A 19,324-nucleotide genomic window follows, 5' to 3' on the forward strand; every position below is an offset into this window, starting at 1 on the left:
TAAAAGGCCCGTAGATCAGCGACGCTGGACGCCGGGCAACACGCAGAGCATTTCGTAGAGCAGGTTGGCGCCGAGCAGCGAGGTGTTGCCGGTGGTGTCGTAGGGCGGAGACACTTCCACTACATCGCAACCGATCAGCTGCAGGTCCTGGCAGCCGCGAATGATTTCAATCGCCTGGATGGTGGTCAGGCCACCGATCTCCGGGGTGCCGGTACCCGGTGCCCAGGCCGGGTCGATACCATCGATATCGAAGCTCAGATAGACCGGGCCACCGTCGACCTTGGCGCGCACTTCTTCCATCAGCGGGGCCAGCGATTTGTGCCAGCACTCCTCGGCCTGGACTACGCGGAAGCCCTGCTTGCGGCTCCAGTTGAAGTCTTCGGCGGTATAGCCCTGGGCGCGCAGGCCGATCTGCACCACGCGGTCGCAATCGAGCAGGCCTTCCTCCACGGCGCGGCGGAAGGTCGTGCCGTGGGCGATTTTCTCGCCGAACATGTGGTCGTTGACGTCGGCGTGGGCGTCGATATGCACCAGGCCGATCTTGCCGTGCTTCTTCTTCAGGGCGCGGAGGATCGGCAGGGTGATGGTGTGGTCGCCGCCGAGGGTCAGTGGAATGATACCGAGTTCGACAATCTTGTCGTAGGACTCCTCGATGATGCGTACCGCGTCGAGCAGGTTGAAGGTGTTGATCGCCACGTCGCCGATGTCGGCGATGTTCAGCGAGTCGAACGGCGCGGCGCCGGTGGCCATGTTGTAAGGGCGGATCATCACCGACTGGGCGCGAATCTCGCGTGGGCCGAAGCGGGTGCCAGGGCGCAGCGAGGTGCCGATGTCGAGCGGCACACCAACGAATGCGGCGTCGAGTTGGCGCTGTTCTTCCAGTGTCTGGATATGCGGCAGGCGCATCATGGTGGCTATGCCGCCGAAACGGGGCATCTCATTGCCGCCCAGGGGCTGGTGCAGAATCTTGTCCACGGGTTGGCCTCACGGTTGTTGTGGTTGTAATAGTCGTTAGGTCGGATTGTTGGACAAGATGGGCTGGGGAAAAATCGCTGGGGGCAAAAACTTAGTTCAGATATTTCTAAACTAATGGGGCCAGGCCTACACTGGGCGACCCTTGTGGTGCGCCGTGCGCAGCATTGATCTCTGCAACACCGGATGAGAAACCATGAACCACGCCTTGCCCGATCTGAAGCTGCTGCGCATTTTCGTCAGCGTGGTGCGCCAGCAGGGTTTCGCCGCGGCGCAGCAGGAGCTGAATCTGTCGACTTCGGCGATCAGCACCTACATGAGCCAGCTGGAAGGCCAGCTCGGCCTGAGCCTGTGCCATCGCGGTCGTGGCGGCTTCAGCCTGACCAGCAAGGGTGAGCTGTTCTACCACGAAACCCTGCGTCTACTCGGCGAATTGGAGGGCTTCGAGCGCTATTCGGCCGCGCTCAAGGGCGAGTTGCGTGGCACCCTCAACCTCGGCGTGCTGGACACCACCGTCACCGACCCGGCCCTGCCGCTGGCCGAGGTGATAGGTGCCTACAGCGAGGAACATCCGGCCGTGCACCTGCACCTATCGGTGATGAGTCCCTATGAGCTGCAGCTGGCGGTGCTGGAGAACCGCCTGGACCTGGCCATCAGCGCCTGCCCCACGCGGATGAACGGCTTGGTTTATCAGCCGCTGTATCGCGAGCAGCACTGGCTGTACTGCAGCGAGCGCCACCCGCTGTTTCGCGAGCGGCGCATTCCCGATGAGCTGATCACCCGGCAACGTATGGTCGGCCGTGGCTACTGGAGCCAGTCGGAGTTGGCGCGGCACGGTTTCAAGCACAGCGCGGCGACCGTAGAGTCGATGGAGGCGCAGCTGATTCTGGTGTTGTCCGGCGCCTATATCGGTTACCTGCCGGAGCACTACGCTCAGCATTGGGTCGATCAGGGGCAGTTACGCGTATTGCTGCCGGCGACTTTCGGTTACCAGGCGCCATTCTCACTGATCCTGCGCCGCAGCCGGGTACGCGATCCCTTGCTGCAGACTTTTCGCGACCTGTTGAAGGCGCAACTCACCGAGCATTAGCAGGCCGCTGAAAAACTACTGCGCTAGGCTATGCCGCGTTGCGGCCGCTTTACTCGCTTCGTTCGCCCAGCGGGCCAGCCTTCGGCTGTTACTCCCGTTGGTCGTTGCGCCTGGTGAGCCACATGGATGTGGGGAATGCCGTTACCCGTCAGGAGCGGGTACGGTCCTCGCCGTCGCTCGCTACATTTTTCAACGGCCTGCTAGGGTGCAGCATCGAGCGGCCGATCATTGGTCCGATTGTCCTCAGGTGCTGGACTGTTCGCCGGTAGAGGGGGGCACGGGTTCTGCCTGTTGGGCGTCCTCTGGCAAGGGGTCCATCAGCACCGAGCCAACCGGGAAGGGGGCCTGCATCTGGAAACTCGACTGCTCCGTGGATGTAGTGAAGGGGTCAGTCAGGCGTTTGTAAACGGCGTGTGCTGTCATCAGGCCGGCCATCGCCGCCAGACTCCAGAAGAAGCTCGACGGTCCCCAGCTATCCATCGCCAGGGAAACCATGAACGGGCCGATCGAGGCACCCACGCCGCCGACCAGCAACAGGGCGCTGCTGGCCCCCACGGCTTGGTCGGCCTCCAACTGGTCATTGGTCAACGCTAGATACAGCGCCAGCAAGGGGAAGCAGCTGCCGCCGAATAACAACGCCAGCAGCAGATAACCCACGCCTCCCGACACCCCGACAAGCGCACTGGCCACTGCAAAGATCAGAGCGGCAAAGGCTGCCCCCGCGATCACCGTGCGTCTATCCATGCGGTCTGAGAGCTTGCCCAGCGGCCATTGCATCAACATGCCGCCAATCAGCAATACCGCGATGAACAGCGATATTTCACTGACGCGCATGCCCATGCGGCTGGCATAGACCGCGCCCATGCCGAGCGCCATGGCGTAGCAGGCGTTGATCAGGAAGGAGCCGACCAAGCCGGTTGGCGCAACGCGGTATAGGGTGACGATGCCCACCGGGCGCGCGGCCGCAAAGGCCGGCATCGGCGTGGCGGTGACCAGAATCGGTATCGCTGCCAGGCTTATCAGGATTGAAATCAACGTAAACAGCTCAAAACTTCTGGGGTCTGAGACATTCAGCAGAAATTGGCCACCGGACAGCCCGGCGAGCATGGTGATCATGTACAGCGATAACAACTGGCCACGGGTGCGGTTGTCGGCGGCTTGGTTCAACCAGCTTTCGGCGACTACGTAGATGGCTGAAACGGCAAAGCCGGTGAGCAAGCGCATCACGCCCCATGTCCAGGGGTCGACAATCACTGAGTGCACCAGGATGGTCATGGAGGCCAGGGCGGTCAGTGCGCCGAAGGCGCGCACATGGCCGACTCGCTGGATAATCGCCGGTGCGCGCAGGGAGCCGAGTAGGAAACCCAGGTAATACGCGGACATGAGCAGGCCGGTTGCCAGGGTGTCGAAGCCTTCCAGCTCGGCGCGAATGCCCAACAAGGAGCCTTGCGCGCCGATACACAGGCCGATAACGCCCAGGCCGAAGAACAAAGGCCATACGGAACGAACAGTCTTATGCAGCATGTCACCCCCAAAGTTAGTGGCCTGTACGGCTAGCGGATTAACTCAAGTGCGGATGACTGGAGCCCTGAGACCAAGCGCTGTAACGAGTCATAGCAGCTATGGTGAGGCGCGGCAACGTGGAATCAGGGCCTCAGAGCAAAGTTGACTGGTGCCACCGACCACTCGACAAACCTAGTCGTGTAAAACCAAATCTGCCAGTCCAGTACATATAGCCCGGCACAAACAAAACGGGCGGAACATCCGTTCCGCCCGCTGTCTTTACGCCTGGGGTCAGCTAGGCAGGAACTCCTCGGACCAGCCCAGGCTGGCAATCTCGCGCTCGATCATCGAATCGATTTGCGCCTCGCTGTAGTCCATGTCCGCGAGCACTTCACGGGTGGAATGGCCCCAACGCTCCGGCAGGGTCACGGCCTTGATGCTGGCCTCGGCAGGACGAATCGCCAGGTGATCGATCTGCGTCAGGCAATGGCCACTCGGATGGTCGTGGTGGATGGAGAAGGCGAAGCTGCCTCGGTCAATCCCCACCGTGCCGTCGCCTGCGCGGGTGTACTGCTCGCGCAAGGTCTCGATGGACATCGGTACTGCCGCGGCGATATCGGCGGCCTGCAAGGTTTCCGCCCAGTAGGCGGCTGGTGCGGTCAGCAGTGCAGCCTTCAGGAATTCACTGATGCTGGCCGCAGTGCTGATGCCGGCTAGGCCCTCGATCAGCTCCAGCTGAGGCAGTTCCGACTCCTTGGAATCGAGGTAGAGCCAGCCGTCAGCAGTCTTGTAGAAATGCGACAGGACGTTGTGGCCCAGCACTTCCCGGCCAGACGGCTCATTGAAGGGCGCACGGCCCGCGTAGTCGAAGGCGAACGACAGCTGCGCCAGGTTGGTGACCGCCGACAGCGAGGTGCGCGAACGGGTCGCCTCACCCGTTTTCAGCTTGTGGTAAATCGACACGGCCATGCCCAGGCCCGCGGCGAAGCCGCAGTTGACGTCCAGGGTACCGAGGTGGGCGTGCTCTTCCGGGGTTTCCGGGCCGCCAAAACGACTCATGATGCCGCTGTGCGCCTGGATGATGTCGTCGTAGCCGATGTAGTTGGTCTTCGGGCCTGGCAGCGGACCGCCGAGGCAGTCGAGGCGGCAGAACAGCACGCCTGGGTTGACCGCTTGCAGGCTGTCGTGATCCAGGCCCAGGGCCTTGAGCTGACGCTCGGGGGCGTTGATTACCACCATGTCGACCGAGCGCACCAGGCGATTGAACACCTCGCGACCTTCACTGCTCATGATGTCGACCAGGGCGCTGCGCTTGCCCATGCTGGTCTGGAAGCTGAACAGGGTGCCGATCAGCGGGTCGTACATGGGTTTGACGGTATCGAGCTTGATCACCTCGGCGCCGAAGCGGGCGAGGAACGCGGTGGCATGCGGGCCGGCGATCACGTTGGTCAGGTCGAGAATGCGGGTTCCATCAAGCCAGCCAGCATTGGACGCCGGCTTGACCGCGGCACCGACCGGACGGGTCACGGTTTGCGCGGCGGCCACTGCACTGAGCTCGGCCAGTGCCTGCTCGAAGCTGACGTTTTTGCGCGGTCGCGGGGTGACCATCTGCGCGGCAGACTCTTCCAGCCAGGTAAACGGCCCTGGTTGCTTCATCAGGCCATAGATCGGGTCATTGACCTCGACGATCAGGCCCGCCGTGTTGGTGTGCTCGTGGTTGACCCATTCCTGGGTGGTGCGGTGCGGCGCGCCGGGGATCTGCCCTTCGCCAAAGATCACGGCCCACTCTTCGGAGGTCTTGGTCAGGAAGGCTGTCTTCATCTTGGCCGAGATGTGGTCGGCCCATTTCTTCGGCAGCGGGTACACGCCGATGGAGGTCTCGCCGTCCCACTCGCTGATCGGGGCGTGCAGGTTTTGCACTTCCGGCAGACCTTCGGCGACCAGTTCTTCATAGATGCCGAGGACCGTCAGGGCGCGCTTGGCGTGGTTGCGGTGCGATGGGCAGACGCAGTAGAACATGCGGCCATCGGCGCACTTGTAGGTGCGGTAGAAGGGGTCCAGGTATTCCTGCAGATCGGCGTAGCTCAGGTCCATCGCAATGTTGTTGGCCTTGCGCTGCTCGATTTCCAGCTCGCGCATGGTCTTGTAGCGCTCGGGCAGGCCTTCGATGACGTAGGAATTGTACGAGAGGCCTTCCATCAGGGCGGAAATCACCGGCACTTCGATGGCATCGCCGCGGCCGGTTTTTTCCCGGGCCTGCAGGGCCAGTACCACCGAGGAGGCTGCCAGAGTGGTGGCGTAGGCGGAGCCCAACGGCAGCGGCGAGAAGCTCGGGTTCAGACCCAGCAATACGCGGTTGAAGCCCATGTCGGTGAAGGCACCGCCGGTCGCGGCGACCACGGCTTCGGTGGCTTTCCACTCGCGGCGCAGGGTGTCGTTGCTGGCGAAACCGGGAACCGACAGGGTGATCAGCTCCGGACGCGCTTCACGCAGTTGGGTGAAGTCGATACCCAGGCGCTGCATGACACCCGGGCGGAAGCCCTCGATGACGATGTCGGCTTGTTCGATCAGGGTAAGGGCCTGAGCCAGGCCGGCTTCGGTCTTCAGGTCCAGGCGCAGAGAACTCTTGTTGCGGTTGAGTACGGCGTTAGCCGGATGATCCCACTGTGGGCCTGCGGGTGGATCGATGTGCACGACGGTAGCGCCCAGGTCGGCCAGGGTCATGGCCACGGCCGGTGCGGCAATCTGTTGACCGAAATCAACTACGCGAACTCCGGTTAACGGCAATTGTTGGTTGTTCATTGCAATTTATCCTTCAAATAAGCTGAACCGGCTGGCGGAGACTAAACAGCCAAGTTGGATTTTTGTTTGATTGCCATGGGCGCTGCTGTCAGGTTGCACGACCCGCTAATAACCGGTTTGGCATGTTGTTCAGGCTGAACGACTTGCCAGGTGATAAAGGTCCGGCCAATGCTTAACGCTACACCGAGTGTTGCTTAGTTCTGCCAGTCTGCTGGGGTGTGCCCAAACAGCAGCCTATATAGGTGGCTGAAACAGCTGGTAGGGGTCGGCGCTTTTTCGATAACGCCGATATTAGGAATGAAGAGAGGTGGCAGCCAGCAATAAAAAATTGACCTAAGAGGGTGTTTTTTTTATGGCTGCATAAATTCCATACCTGAGGCTGCGCTGGAGGCCCGGCAAATCAGGTCCGGTCGGTGTGTTTGGCGAGGTAGGGTTGCCGCTATGGCCCGCGGCGAGGCTGGCTCAGAGGCCGTGATGGGCGCGTTTTGACTAATCTACCCATAAGCAAACAAGGGGCATTGCCTGCTTTTTTTTTGCTTCTCATCGATATCCGCATTCATAACAATAGATTTCGTATCGATATAGGCGTCCTGCTTGCTGTGTATCGCTACTGCTGCCCCGTCTAACAACTACAGCTGTGCTCGCATCTCTCACTGCCATTGTCGTGGGGTGCGCAGGTACGGCCCCTCCATGAGCACGCTGCGTTTTCGCTCATGGTCAACTAGATCTTTGCCCGGCAAAGATTAACCAACAGTTGAAAGGTGCAAGATGAATAACAATTACAAAAAATATATCGAACAGAGGATCGCGTCATGAGTAGCGCGAAACAGTTGACGCCCAAAGGTGGGTTGCTAGCTGAGGTGAATCCGGTTATGTCGATCGGTTCGGCACTGCTGGTTATCGCGTTTGTGCTGTTTACGGTTATCGATCCTGTTTATGCCGATTCCATTTACAGTGCGGCCAAAGGCTTTATTGCCTCGAAGCTGGCCTGGTATTACGTCGGCATCATGAGTTTCTTTCTGTTTTTCGCTGTTTGGCTGATCTTCAGCCGTTATGGCAGCATCCGCCTGGGCAAGGACGGCGACAGGCCGGAGTTCAGTAACTTCTCCTGGTTTTCCATGTTGTTCGGCGCGGGTATTGGCATCGGTATTCTGTTCTGGAGTATCGCCGAGCCGATCTACCACTTTCAGAGCAATCCCTTTATCGGAGAAGGGCAGGCGATGACCGCAGAGGCCGCACAAGTTGCCATGCGCATTGCGATCTTCCATTGGGGCCTGCACGGTTGGGCGTTGTTTGCGGCTTTCGGCTTGATGCTGGCTTATTTTTCCTACCGCAAGGGCTTGCCGCTGTCGATCCGCTCCTGCCTGTACCCGCTACTAGGTGAGCGGATCTATGGTCCGCTGGGGCATGCCGCAGATCTGCTCGCGGTGTTCGGCACGGTATTCGGCATCGCCACATCGCTTGGTCTGGGCGCGCAGCAGATGAACGCGGGGCTGCAATACTTGTTGGGCATCGAGGTGTCGATCACCAATCAGGTGATCCTGATTGCGGTGATCTCGGTGATCGCCACCGCTTCGGTACTGAGCGGCGTGAACAAGGGGATTCGCATCCTCAGCGAGCTGAACATGCAGCTGACCATGGTGATTCTGGCGCTGTTCGTTATTTGTGGTCCGACGGCCTACCTCATCGGCGCCTTCGTCACCAACTCCGGTGACTACCTGGCCAATGTCGTGCAGTTAGGCATGTGGGTCGATCCCGATCCGAAGAGTGAGTGGCAGGGCTGGTGGACCGTCTTCTACTGGGGCTGGTGGATCGCCTGGGCGCCGTTCTGCGGCATGTTCATCGCGCGTATCTCCAAGGGTCGCACCATTCGTGAGTTCGTCCTGGGCGTGCTGATCGCGCCGACCGTACTGGCAACCTTCTGGATCACCATCTTCGGTAACACCGCCATGTTTATCGAGCTGTTTGGTGGCGGTGGCGTGACAGCGGCGGTCAATGAAGACATCACCATGGCCTTGTTCAAGACCATTGAATTGATGGGCCTGGGCCAGTTGCTGACACTGCTTGTCGCGGGAATCTGCACCCTGTTGCTGGTGACCTACTTCGTCACCTCGGCCGACTCGGCCACCCTGGTAATTTGCACCTTGATCACTATGGGCCATGAGCATCCACCGGCTCGTCTCCGGGTGTTCTGGGGTGTGGCCATCGGCGCCGTAGCCGCCGGATTGCTGTTTGCCGGTGGGCTCAAGGCCCTGCAAACGGCCTCCATCGTCGCTGCGCTGCCGTTCTCCTTGGTTGTCATTCTGTCTACTTTCGGCTTCATCAAAGCGTTGCGTCAGGAACCGCTAACGAGCAAGGCTGTTGGCAATGCCAAGCCGGTGCAGGCAACTGAGGCAATGGCTGCCATCGAGTCTGCAGCGGCCCCGAGCAGTCTCTGATCTGAATTGCACCGCGAACCCAGGTTCGTGGTGCCCACTTACCCCAGCAAGGCTGCAGGATGATGCACGGCGTGCACACCGACGGTTCTTGTCTCAGCAATAGCGGAGTCGCCATGTCTACTCAAGTGATCCTCCCCCGCATCATGCAGATCGGCGAGGGCGCCAGCCAGGATATCCCCAACGTGCTGGCCAGCCTCGGCTGTACACGACCGCTGATCATCACCGACAAGATGATGGTGCAGCTGGGCTACGCCAGCCGGATACAAGACATCCTGGCAGGCCAGCAGATGAGCGCCGATGTGTTCGATGACACCGTGCCCGAGCCGACTGTTGCTTCCATACAGGCTGGTGTCGAGAAAGCCCGCAACGGCGATTACGACTGCATCATCGCCCTCGGCGGTGGCAGCCCGATCGACAGCGCCAAGGCCATTGCGATCCTGGCCAAGCATGGCGGCGAGATGCGCGACTACAAGTTTCCGCGCATCGTCATCGAGTCCGGCCTGCCAATCATCGCGGTGCCGACGACTGCGGGCACCGGCTCGGAGGTCACCCGGGTGACCATCATTGCCGATGAGAAGACCGACGAGAAAATGCTCTGTGTCGGTATTGGCTTCATGCCGGTAGCGGCGCTGATCGACTTCAGCCTGACCCTGAGTCTGCCGGCACGCATCACCGCCGACACCGGCATCGATGCCCTGACCCACGCGATGGAGGCCTACGTCAGCAAGAAGGCCAGCCTCTACAGCGACAGCCAGGCCCTCTCGGCCATGCGCCTGATCGCGCCCAACCTGCGCCGCGCCTACCACGATGGCTCGGACAAGGCCGCACGTGAAGCGATGATGCTCGGCTCGACCCTGGCCGGCGTGGCGTTTTCCAATGCCTCGGTGGCCTTGGTGCATGGCATGAGCCGCCCCATAGGCGCGCATTTCCATGTGCCCCATGGTCTGTCCAACGCCATGCTGCTACCGAGTGTCACCGCGTTCTCGATTCCGGCCGCAGCCGAGCGCTATGCCGACTGCGCGCGCGCCATGGGTGTGGCCAGCGAGCAGGACAGTATTGAGGTGGCCAACGACAAGCTACTCACCGAGCTGCGTGCGCTCAACGATGAGTTGCAGGTGCCCACGCCCGAGCAGTTCGGCATCGACCGCCAGCAGTACTTCGACCAGTTGCAGGTCATGGCGCAGCAGGCCCTGGCTTCCGGTTCACCGAACAACAACCCGCGCGTGCCGAGTGCCGAAGAGATCATCGAGATCTACCAGCAGCTCTGGTAAGCCCAGTCTTTTAATCACTGCCTTTAATCACTGCAGGCCCTGAGCCCGCGACCTGAATACTTTCCGAGGAATATCCGCGATGAACACAGTAGGACACCTGATCAACGGCCAGATCATCAGTGCAGGCGAGCGCTTTCAGGACGTGTACAACCCGTCCACCGGCGAAGTCAGCAAGCGCGTAGCGCTGGCCTCCAAGGCCACCGTCGAGCAGGCTATTGCCGCCGCCGAAGCCGCATTCCCGGCGTGGCGCAACACCCCGCCGATCAAGCGTGCGCGGGTGATGTTTCGCTTCAAGGAGCTGCTCGAGCAGAACGCGGAGCGCATCGCGCAGATGATCGGTGAGGAGCACGGCAAGATTTCCCACGATGCCCTGGGCGAGCTGCAGCGCGGCATCGAGAACGTCGAATACGCCTGCGGCGCACCCGAACTGCTCAAGGGTGAGCACAGCAAGAATGTCGGCCCGAATATTGATTCGTGGAGCGAGTTCCAGCCGCTGGGCGTGGTGGCGGGTATCACCCCGTTCAACTTCCCGGCTATGGTGCCGTTGTGGATGTTCCCGATGGCCATCGCCTGCGGCAACTGCTTCATCCTCAAACCGTCCGAGCGTGACCCAAGCTCGACCCTGTTCATCGCCCAACTGTTGCAAGAAGCGGGTTTGCCCGATGGTGTGATGACGGTCATCAATGGCGACAAGGAAGCGGTCGACACCCTGCTCAGTGACGCGCGCGTTCAGGCGGTCAGCTTTGTCGGTTCGACGCCGATTGCCGAGTACATCTACAAGACCGCCAGTGCCAACGGCAAACGCTGCCAGGCGTTGGGCGGGGCAAAGAATCACGCCATCGTGATGCCCGATGCCGACATGGATAACGCGGTGAACCAGCTGCTCGGTGCAGCCTTCGGCTCCTCGGGCGAGCGTTGCATGGCGCTGTCGGTCGCGGTCGCGGTGGGCGATGCGGCCGCCGATGCCCTGGTCGAGAAGATGCAGAAGGCCATGCAGGCGCTGAAGGTCGGCGCTTACTCGGAGAAGAGCAATGACTTCGGTCCGGTGATCACCAAGGCGCATCAGCAGAAGGTCGTTGGTTACATCGACAGCGCCGAAGAGCAGGGCGCCACTATTGTGGTCGACGGCCGCAACCCGCAGGTGGCCGGCTATGAGAACGGCTTCTTCGTCGGCGGCACGCTGATCGATAACGTCAGCCCGGAGATGCTCAGCTACAAGGAGGAAATCTTCGGCCCGGTGCTGCAGATCGTACGGGTGGGCAGCATGCAGGAAGCCATGGACCTGATCGATGCCCACGAATATGGCAACGGCACCTGCATCTTCACCCGCGACGGTGAGGCCGCGCGCTACTTCTCCGACAACATCAAGGTCGGCATGGTCGGCATCAACGTGCCGTTGCCGGTGCCGGTGGCCTACCACAGCTTCGGCGGCTGGAAGCGCTCGCTGTTCGGTGACCTGCATGCCTATGGCCCCGATGCCGTGCGCTTCTACACCAAGCGCAAGACTGTCACCCAGCGCTGGCCTTCAGCGGGTGTACGTGAGGGCGCTGAGTTCTCCATGCCGACCATGAAGTGATTGGTTGATACGCCGTAGCAGTCTGTTTCTGTTACGGGTCCTAGGCGACGCCCCTGAACAGGGCCGTCGCCTTTTTTGCTATCCACCTGTTGCTGCGCGCGTCGCGTGCCAGGCCTGTGTGGGGAGAATAATATGAGCGCGTCTGCCAGAGAAAAAGGCTCCTCGATTACCCGCGTTCTGGAAATCATCGAGGCGGTCTCCAGGGCCGAACGGCCCATGTCTCCCGCCGACCTGGCCTATCAGCTGGATATCCCCAAGCCGAGCATTCATCGTCTGCTGGCGCAGCTTGAGGGGGACGGCTATCTGCAAACCAATATGCGCGGCCTGGTCGTGCCGGGTGCCCGCCTGCACGATATCGCGCTGGGGGTGCTCTACAGCGGGCGCTTCAAGGCGCCACGCCAGGCCATCCTGCAGCGCCTGACCGCGGCAATTGGCGAGACCTGTGGCATCGCCATCCCCAACGGCACCGAGATGATTTATTACGACCGGGTGCAGACGGACAGACCGCTGCAGGTGCATCTGCCCATCGGCAGCCATACCCCGACTTGGTGTACGGCCAGTGGCAAGCTGTACCTCAGCTCGCTATCGAAGGAGCGGCGCCAGCGGATCATCCACAACCTGCCGCTGCGTCAGTACGCCCGCAATACCCTGACCGACCCGCATGCCCTTGAGGCTGATCTGCTGAACATCAGAGCCAGCCAAGTGGGCACTGACAATGAAGAGTTTGTCGATGGTCTGGCTGCGTTTGCGGTGCCGGTCAATGATCGTGATGGTCGGCTGTTCGCCTGTCTATTCGCCCATGCGCCGCTGATCCGCAAGAGCCTGGACGAGCTGCTGACATATACTCCGCTCTTACGCCAAGCTGCAGTGGAACTGGGCCAGCTAATCAATGACCCGGACGTCGGCATAGATTGAAAATGAGCACGATATGAAGAAAAGGCTCCCCCCGTTAAATTGGCTGCGCTCATTTGAAGCGTCCGCCCGCCACCTGAATTTCACCCAGGCCGCAGCCGAATTGAGTCTGACCCAGGCGGCCATCAGCCAGCAGGTCAAGGGGCTGGAATGCCAGTTGGGGGTTAATCTGTTCAAGCGCTTGCCCCGGGGGTTGGAGCTGACCGAGGCGGGCCAGGCCTACATGCCGGTGATTCATGAATCCATAGAGCGGTTGATTGCCGCGACGGATGAGCTGTTCGGCATGGGCCGTGTTCGGCGACTGATCATCAGGGTCAATCTGGTGTTCTTCACCACTTGGCTGGCGCCCCGGTTGGCCCGCTTCAGGGCGCGCCATCCCGAGGTCAGCCTGCAGTTCACCAGCAATATCTGGCTGGATGAGCGGGGCAAGGAGGCGGATATGGAAATCCGTTACGGCAAGGGCAACTGGCCGGGCCTCAAGGCCATCCGGCTGACCCGTGACGAGCTGTTTCCGGTCTGCAGCCCCACGTTGCTCGATGGGGTAAACCCACCCGATTCGCCCGAGGCGCTCTCCGCACATACATTACTGCATGTCATCGGCTACGAAGAAGGCTGGGGCTACTGGCTCAAGCAAACGGGCTTCCAGCACCTGGATGCCTCGCAGGGGATGCAGTTCGACACGTTGATCACTGCCTTGGAAATGGCGGCCCTGGGCCATGGCCTGGCGCTGGGACGCACCTCCCTGGTGGCGGAAATGTTGGCCAGCGGGCGTTTGCTGGCGCCTTTCGAGCAACGGATCAGCGCCTCCGAGTCGTTCTATCTGACCTGCCCGACTCATCAGTACATGCACCCCAATGCCGAGGCATTCTGGTCCTGGTTGATCGAGGAGGCAAAGGCTGAGGAAGGCCTCCTTGAGGCAGTACCTGACGCTCATTCTTAGGCGCGGGGCTGCGCGCTTAGATAACGCGGTGGCCATCTCGCTGTGTGTGCGGCGACAGGCTTCAGCCTGATCGCGGCTTGAGTCAGCAGTCCGCCCGGCGCGGGGCTTGTGGCACACTGCGCAGCTGAGGAGATGCCCATGCCACGTCCCCATTGCCCACGCTGTAGCCGCCCACTCGATCATTGTCTCTGTGCGCTGATCCCGTTGTTGCCTAGCGTTACCCGCGTGCTGATTCTGCAACACCCCAGCGAACTCAAGCATGCACTGAATACCGCGCGCCTGGCCGCCTTGGGCTTGAGCAATGCCGAGCTACGAGTGGGCGAGGTGTTCGAGGACCTAGCAGCGCTGCTGGCGCAGCCGGGGTATCGACCGTGCCTGCTGTTTCCGGGGGAGGGTGCGCAGCCGCTGCAGCAGTTCGCCACGCAAGCAGTCGATCAACCTGCGCTGCTGGTGGTACCCGACGGCACTTGGCGTAAAGCGCGCAAACTGTTGCACCTCAATCCCCTACTGGCGGCCTTGCCGCGGGTTGCGTTGCCGGAGGGGCTGCAGTCGCGCTACCGGTTGCGCAAGGCGCCGATGCCAGGGGCTTTGTCGACTATCGAGGCGGTTGTCAGTGCGCTGGATATCCTGGAAGCACCGGCGCAATTCGATGCCTTGCTCAAGCCCTTCGAGGCCCTGATCGAGGGGCAGATCGCGGCCATGGGCGAGGAGACCTTTCGGCGCAACCATCAGCGTGGCTGAGGCGCTGGTCGCTAACCAAGTGCGCCCGCTTCAGCGCTCGCGCAGCGCTTCGGCGCGGGCCTTGAGTACGGGTTTTAGCAGGTAAGCCAGCACGCTTTTTTCGCCGGTGATGATGTCCACGGTGGCGATCATGCCGGGGATGATCAGCAGCGGGTGTTCGTCGCTGCCCAGGTGGCTTTTATCGGTACGTAACTGGATCAGGTAGAAGCTGTTGCCTTCCTCATCGATGATGGTATCGGCGCTGATCAGCTCCAGATTGGCCCTGAGTCCGCCATAGATGGTGTAGTCGTAGGCGCTGAACTTGACCATGGCTTTCTGCCCTGGATGGAGAAAGGCCACATCCTTAGGGCGTACCTTGGCTTCGATTAGCAGGTTATCTTCCAGCGGCACGATCTCCAGCATGTCGCTGCCTGGCTGGACGACGCCGCCGATGGTGTTGATCTTCAGTTGTTTGATGATGCCGTTGACCGGAGACACCACGGTGGTGCGGCTAACCCTGTCCTGAATGGCCGAACTGGTGGCGGTGATTTTTTTCAGTTCGGTGCGGGCATCATTGAGTTCCTTGAAGGCGTCGGAGCGAAAGCCCAGTTCGGACTCCTCGATCTTGCTCTTGATCTCGTTGACCGCTGCTTCCGCCCTGGGGATGGCCAGGGTCGTGGCGTTGAGTGAACCACGCACTTCGACCATGCTGCGGCGCAGGCGGAGTATTTCTACCTGGGAAATTGCCCCGGAGGCGACCAGGGGTTGCGACATGTTCAGCTCTTGCTGAATCAGGCCCAGGCTGGAACGGTATTGCTGTGCCTTGGAACGGAATTCCGCGAGCTCCTGGCTTTTTTGCAGTAGCTGTTCGCCAAGTGTCCGTTGTTCACTATGCAGGCGTTGTTGCCGCGAGCCGTAGAGTGCCAGTTCGTCCTCGGCCAGTTGCGCTGCCGTGCGGGTGATCTCTTCGGGCATGGCGATGGGACGGCCTTCGGCTTCGGCGGTCAGTCGTTCGATGCGGGCAATTAGCGCCAGACGGTCTGCTTCGGTCTCGCCCTTATTGGAGAGAAAGCGCGTGTCGTCGAGACGCAGCAGCACATCGTCCTTGTTCACCAGCTGGCCTTCGCGCACGAATATTTCACTGACGATTCCCCCTTCAAGGTTCTGGATGACCTGGATTTTGCTCGAGGGAATCGCTTTGCCCTCGCCGGTGGTGACCTCTTCGAGCACGGCAAAGTGGGCCCAGAGCAAAGCGGCGATCAGGCAGGCACAAACCACCCAGATGGTGATTCGCGACATCCAGGGCGAATCCTCGAGAATCGCGCCCTCGACTTCCGGCATGAACTCGGTGTCCTGCTTGCGCCTGCCCAGGCTGGCGAAGTAGGCGAAGATGCCTTGATGCGGTTGCATAAGTACCTCCCTATTCCGCTGCAGGGCCGACGCGGCCCTTACGCAAGGCTTCGATCACCACCGCTTTCGGGCCATCGGCGACGATATGGCCGTTGTCCAGCACCACCAGGCGATCGACCAGGCTGAGCATCGAGCTACGATGGGTGATCAGGAGCATGGTTTTACCCTGGGCCCAGGTGTGCAGGCGGCTGCGCAGGATTTCCTCGCTGGTATTGTCCATTGCACTGGTTGGCTCGTCGAACACCAGGATTTGTGGGTCGAGCAACAGGGCGCGGGCCAGCAGCACGGCTTGGCGCTGGCCCCCAGAGAGTTGCTGGCCACGCTCGCCAACCTGCCGCTCGAAGCCTTGGGGATGTTGCCGGGCCAGTTCACTGACGCCGGTTAGTTCGGCCACTTCGAGCATGCGTGCGTCGCTGACATAGCGTGCGCCGAGGGTCAGGTTGTCACGCAGACTGCCGGCCAACAACGGCAGGTCGTGAGATACGTAGCCGATCTGGTGGCGCAGGTCGGCTACGTCGAGCTGGCGCAGATCCAGGCCGTCGAGCAGGATTTGCCCCTCATCCGGGGTGTAGAAACCCATTAACAGGCGTGCCAGGGTGCTCTTGCCTGAGCCGCTGCGGCCGATGATGCCGACCCGTTCGCCAGCGGTCAGGTGCAGGCTGATCTTGGCCAGTGCCGGGTTGCTTTGTCCGGGGTAGCTGAAGCTGACCTGGCTCACGTCGAGGGCCCCTTTCAGCTGGGGCCGCTCCAGCGGCCGCTGCTTGGTCTGGCGTTCTTGCGGCAGCCCCATCAGCGCATCGGTGCTTTTCATGGTCAGGCGCGCTTGCTGGTAGCGGGTGATCAACCCGGCAACCTGGCCGAGCGGGGCCAGCACCCGGCTGTTGAGCATGTAACAGGCGATCAGCGCGCCGACGCTCATGTCGCCAGCGATGATCGCGTAGACCCCGGCGATGATGATGGCCATGCCCGCGCATTGCTGGAGAAACAGGGTGCCGTTGGTGGCCAGGGATGAGAGGAAGCGGGCGTGGGCGTCCAGCCGGGTCAGAGCGCCATGGGTGGTTTCCCACTGGTGTTGACGTTCGCTTTCCGCGCCGCAGGCCTTGAGGGTTTCCAGGCCTCCGAGGGTTTCGATCAGCAGTGCCTGGCGCTCCGCGCCTAGAGCCAGGCTGCGTTGCACGGTGTCGCGCAGGCGGCCCTGAATGATCAGGGCAAAGATCGCCGTGAGCGGAAAGGCCAGCAGCGGAATGACAATCAGCGAACCGCCGAACAAGCCAATCACCACAATCATCAGCAGGGCGAAAGGCAGGTCGATCAAACTGGTCAGAGTCACCGCTGTAAGGAATTCGCGCAGGCCCTGGAAATCGTGGATGTTCTGGGCGAAGCCGCCGACAGTGGCCGGCCGCGCCTTCATGGACATGCCGGTAATGCGTTCGAACAGGGTGGCCGAGAGCACCACGTCGGTTTTCTTGCCGGCGCTGTCCAGCAGATTGGCGCGCAATACCCGCAGTAGCAGTTCGAAGGAGGTGCCGATGAATAGGCCGATGGCCAGCACCCAGAGGGTCGCGGTGGCTTGGTTGGGGACCACGCGGTCATAGGTCTGCATGACGAACAGCGGCACCATCAGACCGAGCACGTTGATCAGCAAACTGGCCAGCATGGCATCGGTATACAGCCAGCGGGACAGCTTGAGCGTGTCGCGGAACCAGGCGTCAATACGCGGCAGCAGTGGCGTGCGTGCATCTTCCAGCTCATGTCGTGGGCGGGCGAAGAATGCCTGACCACCGTACTCCTCGGCCAGTTGTGCCCGCGCAACCTGTTGTTCACCTCCGTCCGCCTCGCACGGCAGAATCAACGCCTGATCGTTGGCCAGCCACTTGCGCAGAACTGCGCTGCGCCCGTTCTTGAGCAATAGCAGTACCGGTAGGTTCAGTGCGGAAATGGCCGTCAGTTCGCGGCGCAGCAAGCGACCCTGCAAGCCTGCTCGCGCTGCTGCACGGGGCAGCAGGTCAGCGCTCAGGCGTTGCTCGGCCATCGGCAAGCCAGCGCTCAGGCTGCCACGACTGACGGTACAGCTATGGAGTTTGCAGAGGATCAGCAAGCCGTCGAGCAATGGGTCGTCGTGGCTCACGCGTGGATCGCTGGTTGGGTCAGGCCTTTCCATTGTCGTCACGGATACTGCTCCTTGACCGGCACTACTTCATTTGCGGTAAGCGTGCCTCGCTCTTTACATCGGAAAGGGCTACAGCCTCAGCTGGGATAATCACCTGCTGGTGGCGCAGCAGGTCACCCATGGCCGCGAGCACGCGGTACATGGCGAATTCTTCGGTGTAGCGCACTTGGCTATAACGGCGGTTGGCGGTGAAGAGTTCGTTCTCACTGTCCAGCAAGTCGAGCAGGGTGCGCTGGCTCAGGCTGAATTGCTGCTGGTAGGCCTCGCGAACCCGTGTGGTGTAGTCAGCATAATCGCGCGCCTTCGGGGTTTGCAGGCGGGCGTTGTCCATGGCGTTCCAGGCCAGCGAAAGATTTTCGTTGAGCACGCGCAGTGCGTTGTTGCGAATGTCCATCGACTCGTTGATCTGGTGAGCTGAGGATTGCAGGCGCGCTTTATCGCGCATGCCGTTGAACAAGTTGTAGTTCATCACCACGGCGGCACGCCAGCTGTTGTAGTGGCCTTCATCGCCTTGGATGTTGTCGTCGGCGTTGGTCGCCAACTCAACGTCGAAGCGTGGGTAGAACGGCGACTTGGCAACTTCATACTGCTTCTCGGCAGCATGCACGTCGGCTTGCGCTGATTTGAGGTAGGGATTGTTTTGCATAACCGCCTGCCTGGCAGCGTTCAAATCCTCTGGCAATGCGCTCCTGATCGAGGTTGGGGCGACCAGTTCGTCGGGCATGCGCCCGGTGACGCTGATGAAGTTCGCCTCGGCATCCGCCAGGTTGACCTGCTCGGTATAGAGGTTGTTCTCCGCTAGGGCCAAGCGTGCATTGGATTGGTCGAAGTCGGCAGTACTGCCGACGCCTTGACGGCTACGCAGATCGATTTGATCGGTGATGCGTTGGTGGGCAAGCAGGTTATTTTTCGCCAGATCGATCAGTTCACGGCGTTCCAGAATATCCAGATAAACCTCGACGGTGCGCAGTGCCAGGCTCTCCGTCGTACCCAGTACCCGGTAGGCCCGCGAGTTCACTACCGCTTCGGTTCGTGCGACTTCATTGGGGGTATTGAAACCATCGAACAGCATCTGCCGCAGACGCAGTTCGGCGTTGCGCGAGTTGAGCGTTTCAGTGTTGTGGCCGCCCAGTGTGCGGGTACTCGGGCTGTCGGTATTTTCCCGACCGTAACCGACCAGCAGGTCGACTGTCGGCAGGTAACCACCTCTGGCCATCTTCACTTCTTCATCAGACGAAAGGCGGCTGTTGACCCCCGCATGAATTTCCGGGTGGTTGTCCAGAGTGCTTTGGATCGCTTCAGACAACGACATCGCCTGGCTTTGAGAACACGCCAGAGCCAGCAGCATGCTGCTCCACAGCGGATTGATAATTCGCATGTGAGGAATCTCCTTTTCGATCGTTATGTTCTTGTCGTCAGATATTTGACTTTTTCTTATAAAACCGTTTCAGACTTCTAACATCACAGCTAAGAACATCCTTAATAAAAGCCTAATAAAAAAATCTCACAAGCTATATGAG

At 60.8% G+C, this 19,324-nt stretch carries 13 protein-coding genes; 7 read left to right on the plus strand and 6 right to left on the minus strand.

The features are described 5' to 3' along the window. Positions 1-15: 15 nt before the first annotated feature. Complete coding sequence (speB, locus tag VCJ09_RS09305; RefSeq protein WP_324734077.1) at positions 16-975, minus strand: agmatinase; 960 nt, start codon at positions 973-975, stop codon at positions 16-18. Between the two features lie 193 nt (positions 976-1,168). Here speB and VCJ09_RS09310 point away from each other — a divergent pair, with 193 nt between their 5' ends. Next, complete coding sequence (locus VCJ09_RS09310; protein ID WP_324734078.1) at positions 1,169-2,062, plus strand: LysR family transcriptional regulator; 894 nt, start codon at positions 1,169-1,171, stop codon at positions 2,060-2,062. 243 nt (positions 2,063-2,305) lie between these two features. On the opposite strand, the gene VCJ09_RS09315 is transcribed toward VCJ09_RS09310, so the two are convergent. Further along, on the minus strand, positions 2,306-3,586 hold the full coding sequence (locus VCJ09_RS09315; RefSeq protein WP_324734079.1) for an MFS transporter: 1,281 nt from the start codon (positions 3,584-3,586) through the stop codon (positions 2,306-2,308). Between the two features lie 270 nt (positions 3,587-3,856). After that, positions 3,857-6,367, minus strand: a complete 2,511-nt coding sequence (locus VCJ09_RS09320; protein WP_324734080.1) for a CoA transferase — start codon at positions 6,365-6,367, stop codon at positions 3,857-3,859. 812 nt (positions 6,368-7,179) lie between these two features. Between VCJ09_RS09320 and VCJ09_RS09325 the strand changes: the two genes are divergently transcribed. The 6 genes from VCJ09_RS09325 to VCJ09_RS09350 all read left to right on the plus strand — a co-directional run bounded on the left by VCJ09_RS09325 (position 7,180) and on the right by VCJ09_RS09350 (position 14,245). Then, entirely contained in the window at positions 7,180-8,805 is a 1,626-nt protein-coding gene (locus VCJ09_RS09325) for a BCCT family transporter (protein ID WP_324734081.1), read from the plus strand. A gap of 113 nt (positions 8,806-8,918) precedes the next feature. After that, a complete protein-coding gene (locus VCJ09_RS09330; protein ID WP_324734082.1) occupies positions 8,919-10,076 on the plus strand; it encodes an iron-containing alcohol dehydrogenase in 1,158 nt (385 codons plus the stop codon). Between the two features lie 79 nt (positions 10,077-10,155). After that, positions 10,156-11,652 (plus strand): CoA-acylating methylmalonate-semialdehyde dehydrogenase, encoded by a 1,497-nt coding sequence (locus tag VCJ09_RS09335; RefSeq protein ID WP_324734083.1) that lies wholly within the window; start codon positions 10,156-10,158, stop codon positions 11,650-11,652. Between the two features lie 132 nt (positions 11,653-11,784). Next, positions 11,785-12,567, plus strand: coding sequence for an IclR family transcriptional regulator (locus VCJ09_RS09340; RefSeq protein WP_079201575.1), 783 nt, complete (start codon positions 11,785-11,787; stop codon positions 12,565-12,567). A 13-nt stretch (positions 12,568-12,580) separates the two neighbouring features. Further along, entirely contained in the window at positions 12,581-13,504 is a 924-nt protein-coding gene (gene gcvA, locus VCJ09_RS09345; protein ID WP_324734084.1) for a transcriptional regulator GcvA, read from the plus strand. Positions 13,505-13,642: 138 nt separating this feature from the next. After that, positions 13,643-14,245: a tRNA-uridine aminocarboxypropyltransferase gene (locus tag VCJ09_RS09350; RefSeq protein WP_324734085.1), complete on the plus strand. Its 603-nt coding sequence runs from the start codon at positions 13,643-13,645 to the stop codon at positions 14,243-14,245. A gap of 30 nt (positions 14,246-14,275) precedes the next feature. Here the strand turns inward: VCJ09_RS09350 and VCJ09_RS09355 are convergent, their stop codons facing one another. Genes VCJ09_RS09355 through VCJ09_RS09365 form a run of 3 tightly spaced genes read right to left on the minus strand, consistent with a single transcriptional unit; the run spans position 14,276 to position 19,182 of the window. Next, positions 14,276-15,634, minus strand: a complete 1,359-nt coding sequence (locus tag VCJ09_RS09355; RefSeq protein ID WP_324734086.1) for an HlyD family type I secretion periplasmic adaptor subunit — start codon at positions 15,632-15,634, stop codon at positions 14,276-14,278. Positions 15,635-15,644: 10 nt separating this feature from the next. Beyond that, a complete protein-coding gene (locus VCJ09_RS09360; protein ID WP_324734633.1) occupies positions 15,645-17,795 on the minus strand; it encodes a type I secretion system permease/ATPase in 2,151 nt (716 codons plus the stop codon). 31 nt (positions 17,796-17,826) lie between these two features. Next, positions 17,827-19,182 (minus strand): TolC family outer membrane protein, encoded by a 1,356-nt coding sequence (locus VCJ09_RS09365; RefSeq protein ID WP_324734087.1) that lies wholly within the window; start codon positions 19,180-19,182, stop codon positions 17,827-17,829. Between the last annotated feature and the right edge of the window lie 142 nt (positions 19,183-19,324).

It is taken from the genome of Pseudomonas paeninsulae, from assembly GCF_035621475.1.
In the GTDB taxonomy this organism is placed as follows: domain Bacteria; phylum Pseudomonadota; class Gammaproteobacteria; order Pseudomonadales; family Pseudomonadaceae; genus Aquipseudomonas; species Aquipseudomonas paeninsulae.

Bases quoted from the DNA above. Each gene is read 5' to 3' on its own strand.
- VCJ09_RS09310 (WP_324734078.1), top strand. From the start codon at position 1,169: ATGAACCACGCCTTGCCCGATCTGAAGCTGCTGCGCATTTTCGTCAGC.
- VCJ09_RS09315 (WP_324734079.1), bottom strand. From the start codon at position 3,586: ATGCTGCATAAGACTGTTCGTTCCGTATGGCCTTTGTTCTTCGGCCTG.
- VCJ09_RS09320 (WP_324734080.1), bottom strand. From the start codon at position 6,367: ATGAACAACCAACAATTGCCGTTAACCGGAGTTCGCGTAGTTGATTTC.
- VCJ09_RS09325 (WP_324734081.1), top strand. From the start codon at position 7,180: ATGAGTAGCGCGAAACAGTTGACGCCCAAAGGTGGGTTGCTAGCTGAG.
- VCJ09_RS09330 (WP_324734082.1), top strand. From the start codon at position 8,919: ATGTCTACTCAAGTGATCCTCCCCCGCATCATGCAGATCGGCGAGGGC.
- VCJ09_RS09335 (WP_324734083.1), top strand. From the start codon at position 10,156: ATGAACACAGTAGGACACCTGATCAACGGCCAGATCATCAGTGCAGGC.
- VCJ09_RS09340 (WP_079201575.1), top strand. From the start codon at position 11,785: ATGAGCGCGTCTGCCAGAGAAAAAGGCTCCTCGATTACCCGCGTTCTG.
- gcvA (WP_324734084.1), top strand. From the start codon at position 12,581: ATGAAGAAAAGGCTCCCCCCGTTAAATTGGCTGCGCTCATTTGAAGCG.
- VCJ09_RS09350 (WP_324734085.1), top strand. From the start codon at position 13,643: ATGCCACGTCCCCATTGCCCACGCTGTAGCCGCCCACTCGATCATTGT.
- VCJ09_RS09355 (WP_324734086.1), bottom strand. From the start codon at position 15,634: ATGCAACCGCATCAAGGCATCTTCGCCTACTTCGCCAGCCTGGGCAGG.
- VCJ09_RS09360 (WP_324734633.1), bottom strand. From the start codon at position 17,795: ATGGAAAGGCCTGACCCAACCAGCGATCCACGCGTGAGCCACGACGAC.
- VCJ09_RS09365 (WP_324734087.1), bottom strand. From the start codon at position 19,182: ATGCGAATTATCAATCCGCTGTGGAGCAGCATGCTGCTGGCTCTGGCG.